A 16,205-nucleotide genomic window follows, 5' to 3' on the forward strand; every position below is an offset into this window, starting at 1 on the left:
CTACTCAGCGCCGAGGTTGGGCGTTGTCCGCCCACAGCGCCGCGATGGACAGGCCGGCGCGGCGCAGCAGCGCCCGTGTCAACGGCAACCCGAGTCCCACCACGGCCGATGGATCTCCGTCGACGCCGTCGATGAACCAGCCGCCCAGGCCGTCCAGGGTGAAGCCGCCGGCGACCCGCAGCGATTCGCCGTCGGCCAGGTAGGCCTCCAGGTCGTCGGGCTCCGGAGTTCCGAAATGCACTGTGGTGATTGATGTTTGCGCTTCGCAATGGACAATGTTGCTGTCCTGCAGCCGAATAACGCAGTGGCCGGTATAAAGCTGGCCGCAGCGCCCGGCCATCGCCTGCCAGAGTTGGCGCGCGGCCTCGACCGATTCCGGCTTGCCGCACAGCCCGCCATCGAGGTAGAGCATCGAATCACAGCCGATCACAACACAATCCGTTGCGACGGCGGCATCCAATTCGCCGGCCACCTGCTCGGCCTTGGCCTGGGCCAGCGCACGGACCACGTCGCCGGGTGCTGCGTGGGGTCCCAGACTGTCGATCAGGCGATCCTCGTCGACGCCGGAGACCACAACCACGGGATCGATGCCCGCCTGGCGCAGCACCTTGAGGCGGCCAGCGGAGGCCGACCCGAGTACGACCCGAGTCATCGCTGCATATGGATGCGTTCCTGCAGGGTGACTCGCTGGTAGTTACTGATCGCGTAGCGCAGCCTGTCGACCGGAAGCCCCCAGCGGGTCTTTTCCGGTTGCTCGGGCGCCGCGCCACCCCCGGCACTGCCCAGCACGGTGATCAGCGCGGCCACCTCCGCGGCGGTGGGTTGGCCCCGCAAAATCTGGATGTGCGGCACGTGCGGGGTGTCAACAGCCTCGGTGGCCTCGTCGCTGCCTGGGGCTGAACCGTTCGTCTCGCTCATAGCGGTATGTTCCCGTGCTTCTTCGGTGGCAGGTGGGAGATCTTGCGTTCCAGCAGCCGCAGCGCCGTGGCGATGTAACCGCGGGTGTGCGACGGCGGGATCACCGAGTCGACGTAACCGCGCTCGGCGGCGACGTACGGGTTGACCAAGGTGTCCTCGTACTCCTGCTGCAACTGCAGCCGCAGCTCGTCGACGTCGCGGCCCTCGGCGGCGGCCTGCTTGAGCTGCTGGCGGTAGACGAAGCCGACCGCACCGGAGGCGCCCATCACGGCGATCTGCGCGGTGGGCCAGGCCAGGTTGACGTCGCAGCCCATGTCCTTGGACCCCATGACGCAGTACGCGCCGCCGTAGGCCTTGCGGGTGATGACGGTGATCTTGGGGACGGTGGCCTCGCCGTAGGCGTACAGCAGCTTGGCGCCGCGCCGGATGATGCCGTTGTATTCCTGGCCGGTGCCCGGCAGGAAGCCGGGCACATCGACCAGCATGATGATCGGGATGTTGAAGCAGTCGCAGGTCCGCACGAACCGGGCGGCCTTCTCCGAGGCGTTGATGTCCAGGCAGCCCGCGAACTGGGTGGGCTGGTTGGCCACGATGCCGACCGGCCGGCCGTCGACCCGGCCGAAGCCGACGACGATGTTCTGGGCGTAACCGCCCTGAATTTCCAGGAATTCGTCGTCGTCGAGGATGCGGGTGATGACCTCGTGCATGTCGTACGGCTGGTTGGGCGAGTCCGGGATCAGCGTGTCCAGCTCGAGGTCCTCTTCGGTGAGGTTTTCCTCGATCGGACCCTCCGGGGCCGGCACCGCGTAACGCGGCACGTCGGTGAAGTTGTTGGGTGGCAGGTAGCTCAGCAGGTCGCGGACCCAGTCGAAGGCGTCCTGCTCACCGGAGGCGACGTAGTGCAGCGTGCCCGACTTGGCCATGTGGGTGTGGGCGCCACCGAGTTCCTCCATCGTGACGTCCTCGCCGGTGACGGTCTTGATGACGTCGGGCCCGGTGATGAACATCTGGCTGGTCTGATCGACCATCACGACGAAGTCGGTCAGGGCGGGGGAGTACACGTGCCCGCCGGCAGCGGCACCCATGATCAGCGAGATCTGCGGGATGACGCCGGAGGCCAGGATGTTGTTGCGGAAGATGCGGCTGTACAGGCCCAGCGAGACGACGCCTTCCTGAATCCGCGCGCCGGCGCCGTCGTTGATACCGATCAGCGGGCGGCCGGTCTTGATGGCCAGCTCCTGGACCTTGACGATCTTCTCGCCGTAGACCTCGCCGAGGCTGCCGCCGAACACCGTGGCGTCCTGGCTGAAGATGCACACGTCGCGGCCGTCGATGGTGCCGTACCCGGTGATCACACCGTCGCCGAGCGGCCGGTTGGCTTCCAGGCCGAAGTTCGTGCTGCGGTGCTTGGCCAGCGCGTCGAGTTCGACGAACGAGTCCTCGTCCAGCAGGGCGAGGATGCGTTCGCGGGCGGTCAGCTTGCCCTTGGCATGCACCTTCTCGACGGCCTCTTCACCGACGGGGTGCAACGACTCTTCGCGGCGCTTGTGCAGCTCGGCCAGCTTGCCCGCGGTGGTGTGGATGTCGATGGTGTGCTCGGCAGCGGGTTCCGCAGTGTGGTCGGTAACGCTCGTCATGGGAGTCGAGCTTAGCGGCGCGGATAGGCTGCGCTGACTATGGGCACGGTGCAGTGGAGCGAAGAGTACGACGTGCTGGTCGCGGGGTCGGGTGGCGGCGGCGTCACCGGCGCCTACACCGCGGCGCGCGAGGGCCTCGAGGTGCTGCTGGTCGAGGCGACCGACAAATTCGGTGGCACGACGGCTTATTCCGGCGGCGGCGGCGTCTGGTTCCCGTGCAATCCGGTGCTGGTCCGGGCCGGCTGTGACGACACCGTCGAGGACGCGCTCACCTATTACCGCGCCGTGGTCGGCGATCGCACGCCCCGCGACCTGCAAGAGACGTTCGTGCGCGGCGGCGCGCCGCTGATCGAGTACCTCGAGGAAGACCAGAACATCAAGTTCGTGCCGCTGCCCTGGCCGGACTATTACGGCAAGGCGCCGAAGGCGCGCCTGGACGGGCAGCGCCACATCGCCGCGAAGCCGTTGAAGGTGGCCGCTGCCCCCGAATTGCGCGACGCGATTCGCGGGCCGCTGGACACCGACCGGCTCGGCGCCGAACCGCCGCCCGACTACTACCTCGGCGGCCGCGCGTTGATCGCGCGTTTCCTCAAGGCCATCGAGCAGTACCCGAACGCGTCGCTGCGACGCGACACCGCGCTGGTCGAGCTGGTGATGTCCGACGGGCGGGTGGCCGGAGCGATCGTCGAGACCGCCGGCGAGCGCCGCGCGATCCGCACCCGGCTGGGCGTGCTGCTGGCCGCCGGGGGTTTCGAAGCCAACGAGGAGTTGCGCCGCGAATACGGCGTGCCGGGCGTGGCGCGAGACACCATGGGCGGCCCGGGAAGTCGCGGTCTGGCGCTACAGGCCGGCATCGCCGTGGGCGCGGCCACCGACCTGCTGGACCAGGCGTGGTGGTCACCGGGGATGGCTCATCCCGACGGCCGCTGTGCGTTCGCGCTGTGGTTCACCGGCGGCATCTTCGTCAACCAGCACGGCGACCGATTCGTCAACGAGTCACGGGCCTACGACCGCGCCGGGCGCGAGATCATCGCGCAGCTGCACGACGGCTCAATGTCGTTGCCGTACTGGATGATCTACGACGACAAGGAAGGCGAGGTGCCGCCGGTCAAGGCCGCCAACGTCTCCATCGTCGAGACCGAGCGCTACGTCGCCGCCGGGCTGTGGCACACCGCCGACACCCTCGAGGAGCTGGCCGCCAAGATCGGAGTCCCGGGGGATCGGTTGGCCGCAACTGTGGCCCGGTTCAACGGTTTTGCCGCATCCGGCGTCGACGAAGACTTCGGCCGCGGCGACGAGGCGTTCGACCGCGCCTTCTCGGCGGGCGCATCGCCGCTGGTGCCCATCGACTCGCCGCCGTATCACGCGGCGCAGTTCGGTCTGTCCGACCTGGGCACCAAGGGCGGCCTGTGCACCGACACCAAGGCGCGGGTGCTCGATACCGCGGGCAACCCCATCCCCGGTCTGTACGCGGCGGGCAACACGATGGCCGCGCCCAGCGGGCTGGCGTATCCCGGTGGCGGCAACCCGATCGGGACCAGCATGCTGTTCAGTCACCTGGCGGCGCTGGACATGCGAGACCGCCGGCACGCAGTTCCAGCCCTCTAGGCTGGACGTCGATGGATCGCGATTCTCTAAGACCGCCACTGGATGCGGCCGCGCTGCGCACCGAACTCGTCGGGACCGGATTGGGTTGGCGGCGACTCGATGTCGTCGAGCAGACCGGTTCCACGAACGCCGATCTGCTGGCTCGCGCCGCCGACGGCACCGACATCGCCGGAGCGGTGCTGATCGCCGAACACCAGACCGCCGGTCGCGGACGGCACGGCCGCGCCTGGTCGGCGTCGCCGCGCGCACAGATCACGATGTCGGTCGCGGTCAGCGTCGTCGACGTCCCGGTCACCGGGTGGGGCTGGCTGCCGCTGGCCACCGGGGTGGCGGTGGTCGACGCCGTGGCCCCGCTGCTGCAGGGGACCGAACTCGGCCTCAAATGGCCCAACGACGTGCTGGCCGGGGGTGGCAAGCTGGCCGGAATCCTGGCCGAGGTGTCGCGGCCTGTCGTAGTAATCGGCTTGGGGCTCAACGTGACTCAGGCGCCTGAGGAGGTCGACGGGCCGGGGGCGACCTCGTTGTTCGACCTGGGCGTGGCCGCCCCCGACCGCGATCAGCTCGTCCGCGCGGTGCTGCGCGAACTCGGCGGGCGGATCGTCGCGTGGCAGGCCGCTCGCGGAGCCGACTGGCAGTTAGCCGCCGACTACCGGGCACGCAGCCTGACCATCGGCACCCGGGTGCGCGCACAGCTGCCCGGCGGTAAGGAAATCGTCGGGACTGCCAGCGGAATCGACGATCACGGCCGGCTGTGTTTGGAGACCGGCAACGAGACCGTCGTCGTTTCTGCCGGTGACGTCGTGCATTTGCGGGGTTAGTGTCACCACATGAGCTATCCCGACAACGCCCTGGCCGCCGGCGAACAGGTCGTCATCCATCGCCATCCGCACTGGAAGCGATTGATCTGGCCGGTGGTGATTTTCATCCTGGTGACCGGGCTGGCGGCGTTCGGGTCGGGCTACGTCAACTCCACGCACTGGGAGCAGCTGGCCAAGAACATCATCCACGGCGTCATCTGGGGGATCTGGTTGGTGATCGTCGGCTGGCTGACCCTGTTTCCGTTCTTGACTTGGCTCACCACACATTTCGTCGTCACCAATCGCCGGGTGATGTATCGCCACGGATTGCTGACCCGCAGCGGTATCGATATCCCGCTGGCGCGGATTAACAGCGTGGAATTCCGGGACAAGATTTGGGAGCGCCCGTTTCGTACCGGCACACTGATTATCGAGTCGGCGTCACAAGATCCGTTGGAGTTCTACAACATTCCGCGGCTGCGCGAGGTGCACGCGCTGCTGTATCACGAAGTCTTCGACACCCTGGGTTCCGAGGAGTCGCCGAGCTGATTGATCCGGCTGCGCCGGTTGCGCCAGGCGCGCAGCAGGGTGACGTTGCCGGACTCGACCTCGTCCTCGAACACCTCGGCGATCCCGCCCGCGGTAAGCGCGGATTCGATTGCCTTCTCGGGGTTGCGGGCGAACTGGTCGGGGAACACCCAGCGCCGGAACGCCCAGAACCGGAAGGCCATCTGCAGCAGGTTGCCGATGATGTAGGCGGAGATGAAGTCCGCGATGTTCTCCACGGTCAGCGACACGTTCGGCTCGCGCAGCTGCAGGACGTAGCTGGAAATCCACAGCGGCGCCATGCTCAGCAGCACCCCCACGCCGCTGAACGCGAAGAACAGCAGCGCCTCGTGGTGGCGCTCGCGGCCGCCCCGGTCGCGGAAGCTCCACTCGCGGTTCAGCACGTAGGACGCGATGACCGCGACAATGCCCGCGATCACCTTCGCCGTCACCGGCTTGGTGTCGAGAATCGTCAGCTTGAGCGTGTAGAAAATTGCCGAGTCGATGATGAAGGTGGTGCCCCCGACGATGGCAAATTTGATGAATTCATGATGGCGCTGTGCATAGGGCTGAAAAGCCCGGGGCAAGCGCGCGATTGTGGCATCGGCAAAGGACACAACACGTGAGTGTACGGACGGACTCGAAAACGGCGCAAAATGGTACATAACGATTTCGCGTCGCGGCCGGTCAACACGCCGTTGGGTGCCGTGACACCATGATGGCCGTGCCGAGTACACGCAGCCCGTTGGTCGCCATGGTCGGCGGCGGTCAACTAGCCCGGATGACGCACCAGGCCGCGATCGCGCTGGGGCAGAGCCTGCGGGTGCTGGCGCTGTCCGCCGACGAGCCCGCCGCCCAGGTCACCCCCGATGTGATGGTCGGCTCGCACACCGATCTGGAGGACCTGCGCCGGGTCGCCGCCGGTGCCGACGTGCTGACTTTCGATCACGAGCACGTCCCGACGGAGCTGCTGGAGAAGCTGGTGGCCGACGGTGTCAACGTGGCACCGCCGCCGCAGGCTTTGGTGCACGCTCAGGACAAGCTGGTGATGCGCCGCCGGCTGGCGGCCCTGGGTGCCGCGGTGCCCCGTTATCTCGGCGTGGATTCCCTCGATCGCCTCGACGAGGTGGACGCCTTCGCCTCCAGTGTCGACGTCCCGCTGGTGGTCAAGGCGGCCCGCGGGGGATACGACGGCCGGGGGGTGCAGCTGGCGCGCGACCTGGCGCAGGCGCGCGAGATCACCCGCGACTACCTGGCCGACGGCGTGCCGGTGGTGCTCGAGGAAAGGGTCGAACTGCGTCGTGAACTGTCGGCGCTGGTGGCCCGCTCGCCGTTCGGTCAGGGTGCGGCGTGGCCGGTGGTGGAGACGGTGCAGGCCGATGGCATCTGCGTGCAGGTGATCGCGCCCGCGCCCGAGCTGCCCGAGGGTGTGGCCGCGACCGCGCAGCAGCTGGCGCTGCGGCTGGCGGCCGAACTCGGCGTGGTCGGCGTGCTCGCCGTCGAGCTGTTCGAGACGACGAGCGGCGCGCTGCTGGTCAACGAGCTCGCGATGCGGCCGCACAACTCCGGGCACTGGACGATGGACGGTTCGCGCACCAGCCAGTTCGAACAGCATCTGCGGGCGGTGCTGGACTATCCGCTCGGCGACACCGATGCCATCGCGCCGGTGACCGTGATGGCCAACGTGCTGGGGGCTGCGCGGACACCGGAGATGACCGTCGACGAGCGGTTGCACCACCTGTACGCGCGGATGCCCGACGCGAGAGTGCACCTCTACGGCAAACAGGAGCGGCCCGGCCGCAAGGTCGGGCACATCAATTTCCTCGGCGACCAGGTCGCGGAGGTGCCAAGGCTTCGTGAACGCGCCGAGCTGGCGGCACACTGGTTGTCACATGGGCAGTGGTCGGACGGATGGGATCCACATGACTGAAGACCCCCGCGTCGGGGTGATCATGGGCAGCGACAGCGACTGGTCGGTGATGGCCGACGCCGCCGCGGCGCTGGCCGAGTTCGACATCCCGGCCGAGGTCCGGGTGGTCTCGGCGCATCGCACCCCGGGCGTGATGTTCGACTACGCCCGCGGCGCGGCTGACCGCGGCATCGAGGTGATCATCGCGGGCGCCGGGGGCGCTGCCCACCTGCCCGGCATGGTCGCATCCGCGACGCCGCTGCCGGTGATCGGGGTGCCGGTGCCGCTGGCCCGGCTGGACGGCATGGACTCACTGCTGTCGATCGTGCAGATGCCCGCCGGTGTGCCGGTGGCGACGGTCTCGATCGGCGGCGCCCGCAATGCGGGGCTGCTGGCGGTGCGGATTCTCGGCTCGTCCGACCCCGCCCTGCGGGCCCGGATCGTGGCGTTTCAGGAGCAGCTGGCCGACAGCGTGCGGGCCAAGGATGAGGCCCTGCAAGAGCTCCAGGGTAAAGTTACCGGCGAGTAGCAAGGAGATCTCACGATGGCTGGATGGGCCGGACACCCCGACTTCGATCTGTTCCAACTGCCCGAGGAGCACCAGGAGTTGCGGGCGGCGATTCGGGCGCTGGCGGAGAAGGAAATCGCGCCGCACGCCGCGGATGTGGACGAGAATGCCCGCTTCCCGCAGGAGGCGCTGGACGCGCTGAACGCTTCGGGCTTCAACGCGGTGCATGTCCCCGAGGAGTACGGCGGTCAGGGCGCGGACTCGGTGGCGGCGTGCATCGTCATCGAGGAGGTGGCCCGGGTCGATGCGTCGGCGTCGTTGATCCCGGCGGTGAACAAGCTCGGCACGATGGGCCTGATCCTGCGTGGTTCGGACGACCTGAAGAAGCAGGTGTTGCCGTCCATCGCCGATGGCAGCGCGATGGCGTCGTATGCGCTGTCCGAGCGTGAAGCCGGCAGTGATGCGGCCTCGATGCGCACCCGCGCCAAGGCCGACGGGGACGACTGGATTCTCAACGGCGCCAAGTGCTGGATCACCAACGGCGGCAAGTCGAGTTGGTACACCGTGATGGCGGTGACCGATCCGGACAAGGGCGCCAACGGTATCTCGTCGTTCATGGTGCATAAGGACGACGAGGGGTTCACCGTCGGGCCCAAGGAGCGCAAGCTGGGCATCAAGGGTTCACCGACCACGGAGTTGTACTTCGAGAACTGCCGCATCCCGGGCGACCGGATCATCGGTGAGCCCGGTACCGGGTTCAAGACGGCGCTGGCCACGTTGGATCACACCCGCCCGACCATCGGTGCCCAAGCCGTGGGGATCGCGCAGGGCGCGGTGGACGCGGCGATCGCCTACACCAAGGACCGCAAGCAGTTCGGCGAGTCGATCAGCAGCTTTCAGGGTGTGCAGTTCATGTTGGCCGACATGGCGATGAAAGTGGAGGCCGCTCGGCTGATGGTCTACAGCGCGGCGGCGCGAGCCGAGCGTGGCGAGTCGAACCTGGGCTTCATCTCGGCGGCGTCGAAATGCTTTGCCTCCGACGTCGCGATGGAGGTCACCACCGACGCCGTGCAGCTGTTCGGCGGCGCCGGCTACACCGTCGACTTCCCTGTCGAGCGGATGATGCGCGACGCCAAAATCACCCAGATCTACGAGGGCACCAACCAGATTCAGCGCGTGGTCATGTCGCGGGCGTTGCTGCGCTGAACTTGTGCCGGGACCCGTTAGCCTCACATTCAGCTCGACTAATAAGATCGAGCGCTACAACCAAGCTCAGCGTGTGCCGTTCGGAGGGTAGCGGCGACGCGTAGCGCCAAAATGAGCAGGTTACGACTGCGGCAAGGGGTGCGGAATGCTTAGCCCTGTCACCCCGGCGGCGAATTTCCAGACCCTGTCGTTGCTCCTGGTCGAAGACGACCGGGCCGACGCCGTGCTGGTCGAGGATCTGATAGCCGACGCGGTTGACGACATCCGGGTGACGTGGGCGCAATCGATGGCGCACGCCGAGCGTGAACTGGCCTCGGCCCGGCCGGACTGCGTACTGCTGGATCTCAACTTGCCCGACGCCAGCGGTATCGATGCGCTGGACCGCATCGCCAAACGCGACGCGACAGTCCCGATCGTGGTGTTGACCGGATTGAACGACGAGAACTTCGGGGCGTCCGCTGTCGCGGCCGGGGCGCAGGATTATCTGGTCAAGGGCCGCGTCGAACCCGAAATGCTGCGCCGTGCGCTGCTTTACGCGATCGAACGCAAGCGGGTTGAGATCATCGCCGCGGACCTGCATGCGACTCAGCTTCGAGCCCGCGAGAACGCTCTGCTCGAACGCGGTCTGTTGCCCTCGCCGTTGCTGCTGGACAACCCGGGCGTCGAGATCGTCGCCCGGTACCGGCCGAGCCGGGTGGATGCGCTGCTGTGCGGCGACTTTTACGACGTCGTGCAAACACCGGACCGGGTTGTGCACGTCCTGATCGGGGATGTCGCCGGGCACGGGCCTGACGAGGCCGCCTTGGGCGCGGCGTTGCGAATCGCTTGGCGCGCACTCACATTCGCGGGCGTGCGCGCCGCCGAGTCGATGCGCCAGCTGGAGCGGGTGCTGCAGGCCGAACGGGCCGGCAGCGGGGTCTTCGCCACCGTCCTGTCCCTGGAGATTCCGCCCGACACCTCGCGCATCACCTGTATCCGGGCCGGCCACCCGGGCATGTTGCGCCATTCCGCCGGCACGGTGGACTGGGTCGAGCCGCCGGGCGGTCCTGCGCTGGGACTGCGTGCCGACGACTGGCCGCAGTCCGAGCTGGAACTGCCGGTGGGCCGGGGGTTGTTGCTACTCACCGACGGCCTCTTCGAGGGGTATAGCGGAACCGGCAACCAGCGACTGGGGGAGGATGGCTTGCTTGCACTCGCGCGTAATCATGCGGGTTTGCCCGGGTCGGCATTTGTCGACGCGCTGATCGACGGCGCCGAGGAGCTCGCCCAGCCGCGCGGTGGTCTCACCGATGACATCGCTGTGGTGCGGGTAGAGCGGACGGCGATGTGATGACCGACGCGCACCCGCGGGCTCAGCTGACTGTGCGCGGTTGGTTGTTCCTGATCTTGTTGAGCATGGGCTTATTGGTGCTGGCCGGCGCCGCAGCGGGCGCGGCGTTGCTGAATCGCACCGACGAAGTGTCGCGCGGCCTGACCGAACAGATTCAGCCCGCGCGGCGGGCCGCCCTGCAGCTGCAGGCAGCGTTGCGCGACCAGGAAACCGGTGTGCGTGGCTATGCAATCGCCGCCGACCGGCAGTTCCTGACGCCCTACTACGACGGGCAACATGCCGAACAGGCGGCGGCCGAGGAAGCCAGGCGGCTGCTCGGTCAGCGTGTGGACCTGGTCAACGATTTGGACGCCGTCGAGCGGGCCGCCGCCAATTGGCGGGCCAGCTCCGCCGAGCCGCTGATCGCGAGCGTGATCCCCACCGCCCCCGACGTGGTGAACACCAGGATGGCGGATCGCGGAAAAGTCGAATTCGATCATTTGCGTGGACTTTTCGAAACCCAGAATACCGATCTCGCCGCGGCGGCGGCGCAGGCTAATGACGAATTGAACGACATCAGGGCCTGGCGGGACCGCGTGCTGGCCGCGGTGGTGCTGGTGTTCTTCGGCCTCGCCATCACGTTGGGGCTGCTGACCCGCAGTGCGATTACCCGACCGCTGGCGGCGCTGGCCGCGTCATGCCGGCGGATCACCGAGGGCAACTTCACCGAGAGCATCTCGGTCCCGAAGCGGCCCAAGGATATTCATGACATGGCGATCGATGTCGAGAACATGCGGCAGCGAATCGTTTCGGCACTGGACACTTCGCGGGCGGCCGAGGCGCGATTGGACGAGCAGGCAGTCGAGTTGAAGCGATCCAATGCCGAACTCGAGCAGTTCGCCTATGTCGCCTCACACGATCTGCAGGAACCGCTGCGCAAGGTCGCCTCGTTCTGCCAGTTGCTCGAAAAGCGCTATGGCGACCAGCTTGACGAGCGCGGCATCGAATACATCAATTACGCGGTTGACGGTGCCAAACGGATGCAGGTGCTGATCAACGATCTGCTGAGCTTCTCCAGAGTCGGCCGGGTGGGCGGCAAGCAAACCGTGGTCGATCTGGACGTGACGCTGGATGCGGCCATGGCCAACCTCGCCACCGCCATTGAGGAGTCGAACACCGAGATCGTGCGCCCGGCTCAGCCGCTGCCACAGGTGTTCGGCGATTCGACACTGCTGACAATGTTGTGGCAGAACCTGATTGGCAATGCGATCAAGTTCCGTCACGTGGATCGGTCGCCCCGGATCGTCATCGACTGCCAGCTGCGCCCCGATACTCACCAATGGCTGCTGACCGTGTCGGACAACGGCATCGGCATCGCCGAGGAGTTCACCGAAAAGGTGTTCGTGATCTTTCAGCGGCTGCACGGCCGCGAGGTATACCCGGGGACGGGTGTCGGCCTGGCGCTGGTGAAGAAGATCGTCGAGTATCACGACGGCGCAGTCCGGATCGACACGACCTACACCGACGGAACCCGATTCGAGTTCACCCTCCCCGCTGCCGTGGATGCAGCACACCCAGCCGCCCTGGAAGGAGCGCGCCAATGACACCCGCCAACAGAGCGATCGAGATCCTGCTCGTCGAAGACGACCCGGGAGACGAACTCATAACGCGGGAAGCGTTGGAGCACAACAAATTCCAGAATCGACTACATGTCGCGCACGACGGTGAAGAAGGGCTCGACTTTCTTTACAAGCGCGGTCAGTTCGAGGGCGCACCGCGGCCGGATCTCATCCTGCTGGATCTGAACCTGCCCAAGTACGACGGGCGCCAGCTGCTGGAAAAGGTGAAGTCCGACGCGGACCTCGCGCGTATCCCGGTCGTCGTGCTCACCACTTCCTCGGCCGAGGAAGACATCCTGCGCAGCTACAAGCTGCACGCCAACGCCTATGTGGCCAAGCCGGTCGATCTCGACCAATTCATCAGTGCGGTACGACAGATCGATGAGTTCTTCCTGCAGGTGGTTCGTCTGCCGGGCGTGTAGCCAAGGGTTCTTCGGGGCACACGATGCCGCGCGGCGTCACCTCGTACACCCGGGTGGTCGCGATGTCGAAGAAGATGCCCACCACCTGAACATCGCCGGCGGTGACCGCGGTCGCCAAGATCGGATGGCGGGTCAGTCTTTCCAGCTGAATCGCGACGTTGACGATGCTCAGCTGGTCGATCTCCGAGTACCCGTTGGCCTGCGCGCTGGCGCGCGCCGGATGGTGATCGCGGTAGGCGGCCAGACTCTCGCCGGCGTATTCCAGCCACTGGCCCATCGGCGTCCCGGATTGACCGGCGTCGTCGTCTAGCAGCACCTTCATCGCCGCGCACGACGAATGCCCGCAGATGACAACCGAACGCACACCCAACTGACTGGCCGCGAATTCGAGTGCGGCATCGACCGATCGGTCGTCGGGGTCGGTCGGCACCAGGTTGCCGAAGTTGCGCACGGTGTACAGGTCGCCGGGGCCGCTGGCGGTGATGACGTTCGGCAGGATCCGGGAATCCGCGCAGGTGAGGAACAGCGCATACGGGTCCTGGGCACCGCCGAGTCCCGCGATGTGCTGGTGCAAAACTGCTGAGCCATTGCGGTGGTACTCATTGACACGGTCGAGAATCGAAGCGTCGCCGTTGTTTTCGTGATTGGCGCGCGTCGACCGCCACGGCACCAGCCCGATCGGAGCGGACGCGAAGTGACGCCTCGGCGGACTCGCATGCGCGTTCTGCAGCTTGGCTCCGGTCGTCTCCACAATCACCACCACTCCGCCGCGCGCTTCGTGCGTGCGTTGCCAATCCTCGATCGTTTCGGATACAGAGTCGTCGATGTAGTCCGCGTTCAGGTTCAGCGTCACCTCAGTCCCCTGCGGCACCGACGCGAGCGCCTTGGTCAGGCGGGGCAGCAACAGGAAGCTCAGCGTGCCGTCGATATCGATGCGCCACTGCTTGGACTGCTCGCCGCCGATCGGTTGCACCGCGACCGGCGCGCGGGTCACCCGGACCAAGAGGAAGCCGATGGCGACGGCGAGCCCGATGAGCACACCTTCCAACAAGTTCAGGAACACCACTGACAATATGGTGACGGCGTATACGGCGAAGTTGCCTGTGCGCCAAGCTAATTTGATGTGAGCCAGCTTGATCAGCTGGGCGCCGACCACGATCAGCAGTCCGGCCAGCGCGGCCTTGGGGATGAGCTCGACCAGTTCGGTGAACAGCGACGCGAACAGCAGGATCCACACGCCGTGCAGCACCGCCGACATCCGGGTGCGGGCGCCCGCCGCCACGTTCGCCGAACTACGTACGATGACACCGGTAATCGGCAGTCCGCCAAGCAATCCCGATACTACGTTCGCGGTGCCCTGCCCGATGATCTCTTTGTCGAAATTCGTGCGTGGGCCGTTGTGCAGTTTGTCGACACCGACGGCGCACAGCAGCGATTCGACACTGGCGATCAGGGCGATCGTCAACACACCGATGACGATGTCCTCGGTCTCGTCCAGCCATGGCTTGCCTTTCGGGGTTGCTTCCGAGAGGTGAGGCAGGTTGAGCGCGTCGAAGAAGTTGCCCGACAGTGAGATTCGATCAGTGTCCAGCCCCGCCGCGATAGCCAGCGCGGTCGCCGCGACGATGGCGACCAGCGGGGCGGGGATCATCCGAATCTTGGCGGGCAGTCTCGACCAGACCAACAAGATCGCGATGACCGTTGCGCCGGTGATCACCTCGTGCAGTTCGTGATGCAGAATCCCGCTGGGCAACGCCACGAGATTCTGCCAGGCAGAGCTGTGTGACGATCCCCCCATCAGAACGTGAATCTGCTGCAAAATGATCGTGATACCGATACCCGCCAGCATCGCGTGCACGACCACCGGCGCAATAGCGAGCGCGGCCCGCGCCAGCCGGCTAAGCCCGAACGCGATCTGCAGTGCGCCCGCCCCGATCGTCATCAGGCACAGCATCGGGAAGCCGAAGTCATCGATCAGTCCGGCGACCACGACGGTCAGACCCGCGGCCGGGCCACTGACCTGGACCGACGACCCGCCGAACGTGCCCGCGACGATGCCGCCCACGACCGCGGCGATCAAGCCGGCGGCCAGCGGAGCCCCGGAGGCGATCGCGATACCCAGCGAAAGCGGCAGGGCCACAAGGAAGACGACGAGCGATGCGGGGACGTCGTGGCGCAGATTTTTCAGCAGCGGCCTGGATTTGGCCGTTTCTACAAGCGCATTCATAAGTCGACTCCTCCAACGGTTAGGAAGTCGGCAAGCGGCGGTCCGCTACCCCAAAGCTGACGACTCTTTATGACCGGTAGACCGTCTTGTGTCAATCACGCGCCCACCGGCCCTGGCGACCAAGACAAATCAGATAAGCGGACGACAAGACGTCGCGCCGCCTGCGGCTAGTTCGTATGAGGAAGCTTTCCCTGACTGCCCGATCACCGTGATAAACGCCTACGGATTCATCGACAACTCAAAGAAACCCAGGTGTCCCTGCTTTGACAACAAGTAGTTTCATCGGCGATTCAAAGAAAGCCGGTGCGCGAAATCAGGACTCGGCCAGAAACACGTCGTTGTGCTGGCCGGCAGCGGGCGGCGGATCGGCGGCGGCCGCCTCGAAGCTGGAGTAACGGGCCGGAGTGCGGATCACCGTGATTTCATCGTCGCCACTGCCGACGGTCAGGGCCAGTTCGTTTTCGGCGAACAGCGGGGTGCTGACGACCTGCTTCCAGGTGTAGGCCAGGCAGGCCATCAGGCCGCCTTCTTGCAGTAGCTCAACCCATTCGGCGGCGGTCTTGGCGGCCAGCGCCGACTCGAGTTCCTCGGTCAACTCGGGGTAGTTCATCGCGCGGGACCGCTGGTCGATGAACCGCTCGTCTTCCAGCATGTCAGGCCGGCCGATGATCTCGCAGAGCTTCGCCCAGTGCTTGGGCACATACGCGCTGATCACCAGGTACCCGTCCGCGGCCTTGAAGGCATCCGACGGCTGGGTGGCGAAGCCAACGCCCTTGCGTTTCTTGGCAGTTGGCGCCGGGTCCGGCTTGGGCTGTTCGGCGGACTTGTTCAGGTGAATCGTGAGCTGGCTGGCCTGCAGACCCACCGCGACGTCGTACATCGCGACCCGCACCACGTCGGCCACGCCGTGCCGCTCGCGATTGAGCAGCGCGGCCAGCACCGCCTGCGCGAGCACGTGGCCGCTGGCGGCGTCGACGAGCTGAAACGGAATGATCTGTGGTTTGCCGCTGGGCGTGGGCATGCCGGTGGTCATGCCCGACTCGGCGGCCACCATCAGATCGACGCCCGGCCGGCTGCCCTGTGGGCCGTTGCCGCCGTAGGCGGACAAGCGGGCGTAGATGAGCTTCGGGTTGCGCGCTTGTAATTCACTGGGGCCCAAGCCCATACGCTCCATCACACCGGGCCGGAACCCCTCCAGCACGACATCGGCGGTGTCGACCAGTCGCAAGATCTGTTGCTTGGCTTCGTCGTTGGTCAAGTCCACCGCCACCGACTTCTTGCCCCGGTTGTGGGGCCAGAACAGGGTGGGCAGCGGCGGCCGGCCGGGCAGCACCGCGACGATCTGCCGGGCCGCTTCGCCGTGCGGGGCCTCGATCTTGATGACCTCGGCACCGAGGTCGGCCATGACCTGTCCGGCCAGCGGCCCGGCGATGTTCTGCGTGAAATCGAGAACCCGGTATCCGTCAAGGGGCTTGGGCGGCTGGCTGTTCGGCATACTG

15 protein-coding genes are annotated in these 16,205 nt (G+C 66.4%); 9 read left to right on the forward strand and 6 right to left on the reverse strand.

Annotated features, from left to right (window positions below; translation table 11 throughout):
* Nucleotides 1–4 precede the first annotated feature (4 nt).
* The 3 genes from ACAG21_RS24245 to ACAG21_RS24255 are packed head-to-tail and all read right to left on the reverse strand — an operon-like array spanning nucleotide 5 to nucleotide 2,555.
* Nucleotides 5–652 (reverse strand): nucleoside triphosphate pyrophosphatase, encoded by a 648-nt coding sequence (locus tag ACAG21_RS24245; protein ID WP_370498800.1) that lies wholly within the window; start codon nucleotides 650–652, stop codon nucleotides 5–7.
* A complete protein-coding gene (locus ACAG21_RS24250) occupies nucleotides 649–918 on the reverse strand; it encodes an acyl-CoA carboxylase subunit epsilon (RefSeq protein ID WP_370498801.1) in 270 nt (89 codons plus the stop codon). Before ACAG21_RS24250 ends, ACAG21_RS24245 begins: the two co-directional genes overlap by 4 nt.
* Nucleotides 915–2,555: an acyl-CoA carboxylase subunit beta gene (locus ACAG21_RS24255; RefSeq protein WP_370498802.1), complete on the reverse strand. Its 1,641-nt coding sequence runs from the start codon at nucleotides 2,553–2,555 to the stop codon at nucleotides 915–917. The genes ACAG21_RS24250 and ACAG21_RS24255 overlap by 4 nt, the downstream gene beginning before the upstream one ends.
* A 39-nt stretch (nucleotides 2,556–2,594) precedes the next feature.
* On the opposite strand from ACAG21_RS24255, the gene ACAG21_RS24260 reads away from it, so the two are divergent.
* The 3 genes from ACAG21_RS24260 to ACAG21_RS24270 are packed head-to-tail and all read left to right on the forward strand — an operon-like array spanning nucleotide 2,595 to nucleotide 5,509.
* On the forward strand, nucleotides 2,595–4,163 hold the full coding sequence (locus ACAG21_RS24260) for an FAD-binding protein (RefSeq protein ID WP_370498803.1): 1,569 nt from the start codon (nucleotides 2,595–2,597) through the stop codon (nucleotides 4,161–4,163).
* A gap of 11 nt (nucleotides 4,164–4,174) precedes the next feature.
* Nucleotides 4,175–4,981: a biotin--[acetyl-CoA-carboxylase] ligase gene (locus ACAG21_RS24265; RefSeq protein WP_370498804.1), complete on the forward strand. Its 807-nt coding sequence runs from the start codon at nucleotides 4,175–4,177 to the stop codon at nucleotides 4,979–4,981.
* Nucleotides 4,982–4,990: 9 nt separating this feature from the next.
* A complete protein-coding gene (locus tag ACAG21_RS24270; protein WP_096285211.1) occupies nucleotides 4,991–5,509 on the forward strand; it encodes a PH domain-containing protein in 519 nt (172 codons plus the stop codon).
* Here the strand turns inward: ACAG21_RS24270 and ACAG21_RS24275 are convergent.
* The gene (locus ACAG21_RS24275) at nucleotides 5,464–6,123 is read right to left on the reverse strand and encodes a GtrA family protein (RefSeq protein WP_370498805.1); all 660 of its coding nucleotides are present in this window, start codon (nucleotides 6,121–6,123) and stop codon (nucleotides 5,464–5,466) included. The genes ACAG21_RS24270 and ACAG21_RS24275 overlap by 46 nt on opposite strands.
* A gap of 98 nt (nucleotides 6,124–6,221) precedes the next feature.
* On the opposite strand from ACAG21_RS24275, the gene ACAG21_RS24280 reads away from it, so the two are divergent.
* The 6 genes from ACAG21_RS24280 to ACAG21_RS24305 all read left to right on the forward strand — a co-directional run bounded on the left by ACAG21_RS24280 (nucleotide 6,222) and on the right by ACAG21_RS24305 (nucleotide 12,479).
* Nucleotides 6,222–7,436, forward strand: a complete 1,215-nt coding sequence (locus ACAG21_RS24280) for a 5-(carboxyamino)imidazole ribonucleotide synthase (protein ID WP_370498806.1) — start codon at nucleotides 6,222–6,224, stop codon at nucleotides 7,434–7,436.
* Entirely contained in the window at nucleotides 7,429–7,944 is a 516-nt protein-coding gene (gene purE / locus ACAG21_RS24285; protein WP_370498807.1) for a 5-(carboxyamino)imidazole ribonucleotide mutase, read from the forward strand. Before ACAG21_RS24280 ends, purE begins: the two co-directional genes overlap by 8 nt.
* Nucleotides 7,945–7,959: 15 nt before the next feature.
* A complete protein-coding gene (locus ACAG21_RS24290) occupies nucleotides 7,960–9,129 on the forward strand; it encodes an acyl-CoA dehydrogenase (RefSeq protein ID WP_370498808.1) in 1,170 nt (389 codons plus the stop codon).
* Nucleotides 9,130–9,274: 145 nt separating this feature from the next.
* Nucleotides 9,275–10,459, forward strand: a complete 1,185-nt coding sequence (locus ACAG21_RS24295) for a PP2C family protein-serine/threonine phosphatase (protein WP_370498809.1) — start codon at nucleotides 9,275–9,277, stop codon at nucleotides 10,457–10,459.
* The gene (locus ACAG21_RS24300) at nucleotides 10,459–12,042 is read left to right on the forward strand and encodes a CHASE3 domain-containing protein (protein WP_370498810.1); all 1,584 of its coding nucleotides are present in this window, start codon (nucleotides 10,459–10,461) and stop codon (nucleotides 12,040–12,042) included. Before ACAG21_RS24295 ends, ACAG21_RS24300 begins: the two co-directional genes overlap by 1 nt.
* Nucleotides 12,039–12,479, forward strand: a complete 441-nt coding sequence (locus ACAG21_RS24305; protein ID WP_370498811.1) for a response regulator — start codon at nucleotides 12,039–12,041, stop codon at nucleotides 12,477–12,479. Before ACAG21_RS24300 ends, ACAG21_RS24305 begins: the two co-directional genes overlap by 4 nt.
* Here ACAG21_RS24305 and ACAG21_RS24310 read toward each other — a convergent pair.
* Together ACAG21_RS24310 and ACAG21_RS24315 are read right to left on the reverse strand one after the other, a co-directional pair.
* Nucleotides 12,418–14,706, reverse strand: a complete 2,289-nt coding sequence (locus tag ACAG21_RS24310) for a SulP family inorganic anion transporter (RefSeq protein ID WP_370498812.1) — start codon at nucleotides 14,704–14,706, stop codon at nucleotides 12,418–12,420. The genes ACAG21_RS24305 and ACAG21_RS24310 overlap by 62 nt on opposite strands.
* A 313-nt stretch (nucleotides 14,707–15,019) precedes the next feature.
* The gene (locus ACAG21_RS24315; RefSeq protein ID WP_370498813.1) at nucleotides 15,020–16,201 is read right to left on the reverse strand and encodes a CoA transferase; all 1,182 of its coding nucleotides are present in this window, start codon (nucleotides 16,199–16,201) and stop codon (nucleotides 15,020–15,022) included.
* Nucleotides 16,202–16,205 lie beyond the last annotated feature (4 nt).

Source organism: Mycobacterium sp. pR1184, from assembly GCF_041287235.1.
Lineage (GTDB): Bacteria > Actinomycetota > Actinomycetes > Mycobacteriales > Mycobacteriaceae > Mycobacterium.

What these genes read in the sequence shown, in the direction of transcription:
- ACAG21_RS24250 (WP_370498801.1), bottom strand. Translation starts at nt 918, where the DNA reads ATGAGCGAGACGAACGGTTCAGCCCCAGGCAGCGACGAGGCCACCGAG.
- ACAG21_RS24290 (WP_370498808.1), top strand. Translation starts at nt 7,960, where the DNA reads ATGGCTGGATGGGCCGGACACCCCGACTTCGATCTGTTCCAACTGCCC.
- ACAG21_RS24265 (WP_370498804.1), top strand. Translation starts at nt 4,175, where the DNA reads ATGGATCGCGATTCTCTAAGACCGCCACTGGATGCGGCCGCGCTGCGC.
- ACAG21_RS24260 (WP_370498803.1), top strand. Translation starts at nt 2,595, where the DNA reads ATGGGCACGGTGCAGTGGAGCGAAGAGTACGACGTGCTGGTCGCGGGG.
- ACAG21_RS24300 (WP_370498810.1), top strand. Translation starts at nt 10,459, where the DNA reads ATGACCGACGCGCACCCGCGGGCTCAGCTGACTGTGCGCGGTTGGTTG.
- ACAG21_RS24315 (WP_370498813.1), bottom strand. Translation starts at nt 16,201, where the DNA reads ATGCCGAACAGCCAGCCGCCCAAGCCCCTTGACGGATACCGGGTTCTC.
- purE (WP_370498807.1), top strand. Translation starts at nt 7,429, where the DNA reads ATGACTGAAGACCCCCGCGTCGGGGTGATCATGGGCAGCGACAGCGAC.
- ACAG21_RS24280 (WP_370498806.1), top strand. Translation starts at nt 6,222, where the DNA reads ATGATGGCCGTGCCGAGTACACGCAGCCCGTTGGTCGCCATGGTCGGC.
- ACAG21_RS24310 (WP_370498812.1), bottom strand. Translation starts at nt 14,706, where the DNA reads ATGAATGCGCTTGTAGAAACGGCCAAATCCAGGCCGCTGCTGAAAAAT.
- ACAG21_RS24245 (WP_370498800.1), bottom strand. Translation starts at nt 652, where the DNA reads ATGACTCGGGTCGTACTCGGGTCGGCCTCCGCTGGCCGCCTCAAGGTG.
- ACAG21_RS24255 (WP_370498802.1), bottom strand. Translation starts at nt 2,555, where the DNA reads ATGACGAGCGTTACCGACCACACTGCGGAACCCGCTGCCGAGCACACC.
- ACAG21_RS24295 (WP_370498809.1), top strand. Translation starts at nt 9,275, where the DNA reads ATGCTTAGCCCTGTCACCCCGGCGGCGAATTTCCAGACCCTGTCGTTG.
- ACAG21_RS24305 (WP_370498811.1), top strand. Translation starts at nt 12,039, where the DNA reads ATGACACCCGCCAACAGAGCGATCGAGATCCTGCTCGTCGAAGACGAC.
- ACAG21_RS24270 (WP_096285211.1), top strand. Translation starts at nt 4,991, where the DNA reads ATGAGCTATCCCGACAACGCCCTGGCCGCCGGCGAACAGGTCGTCATC.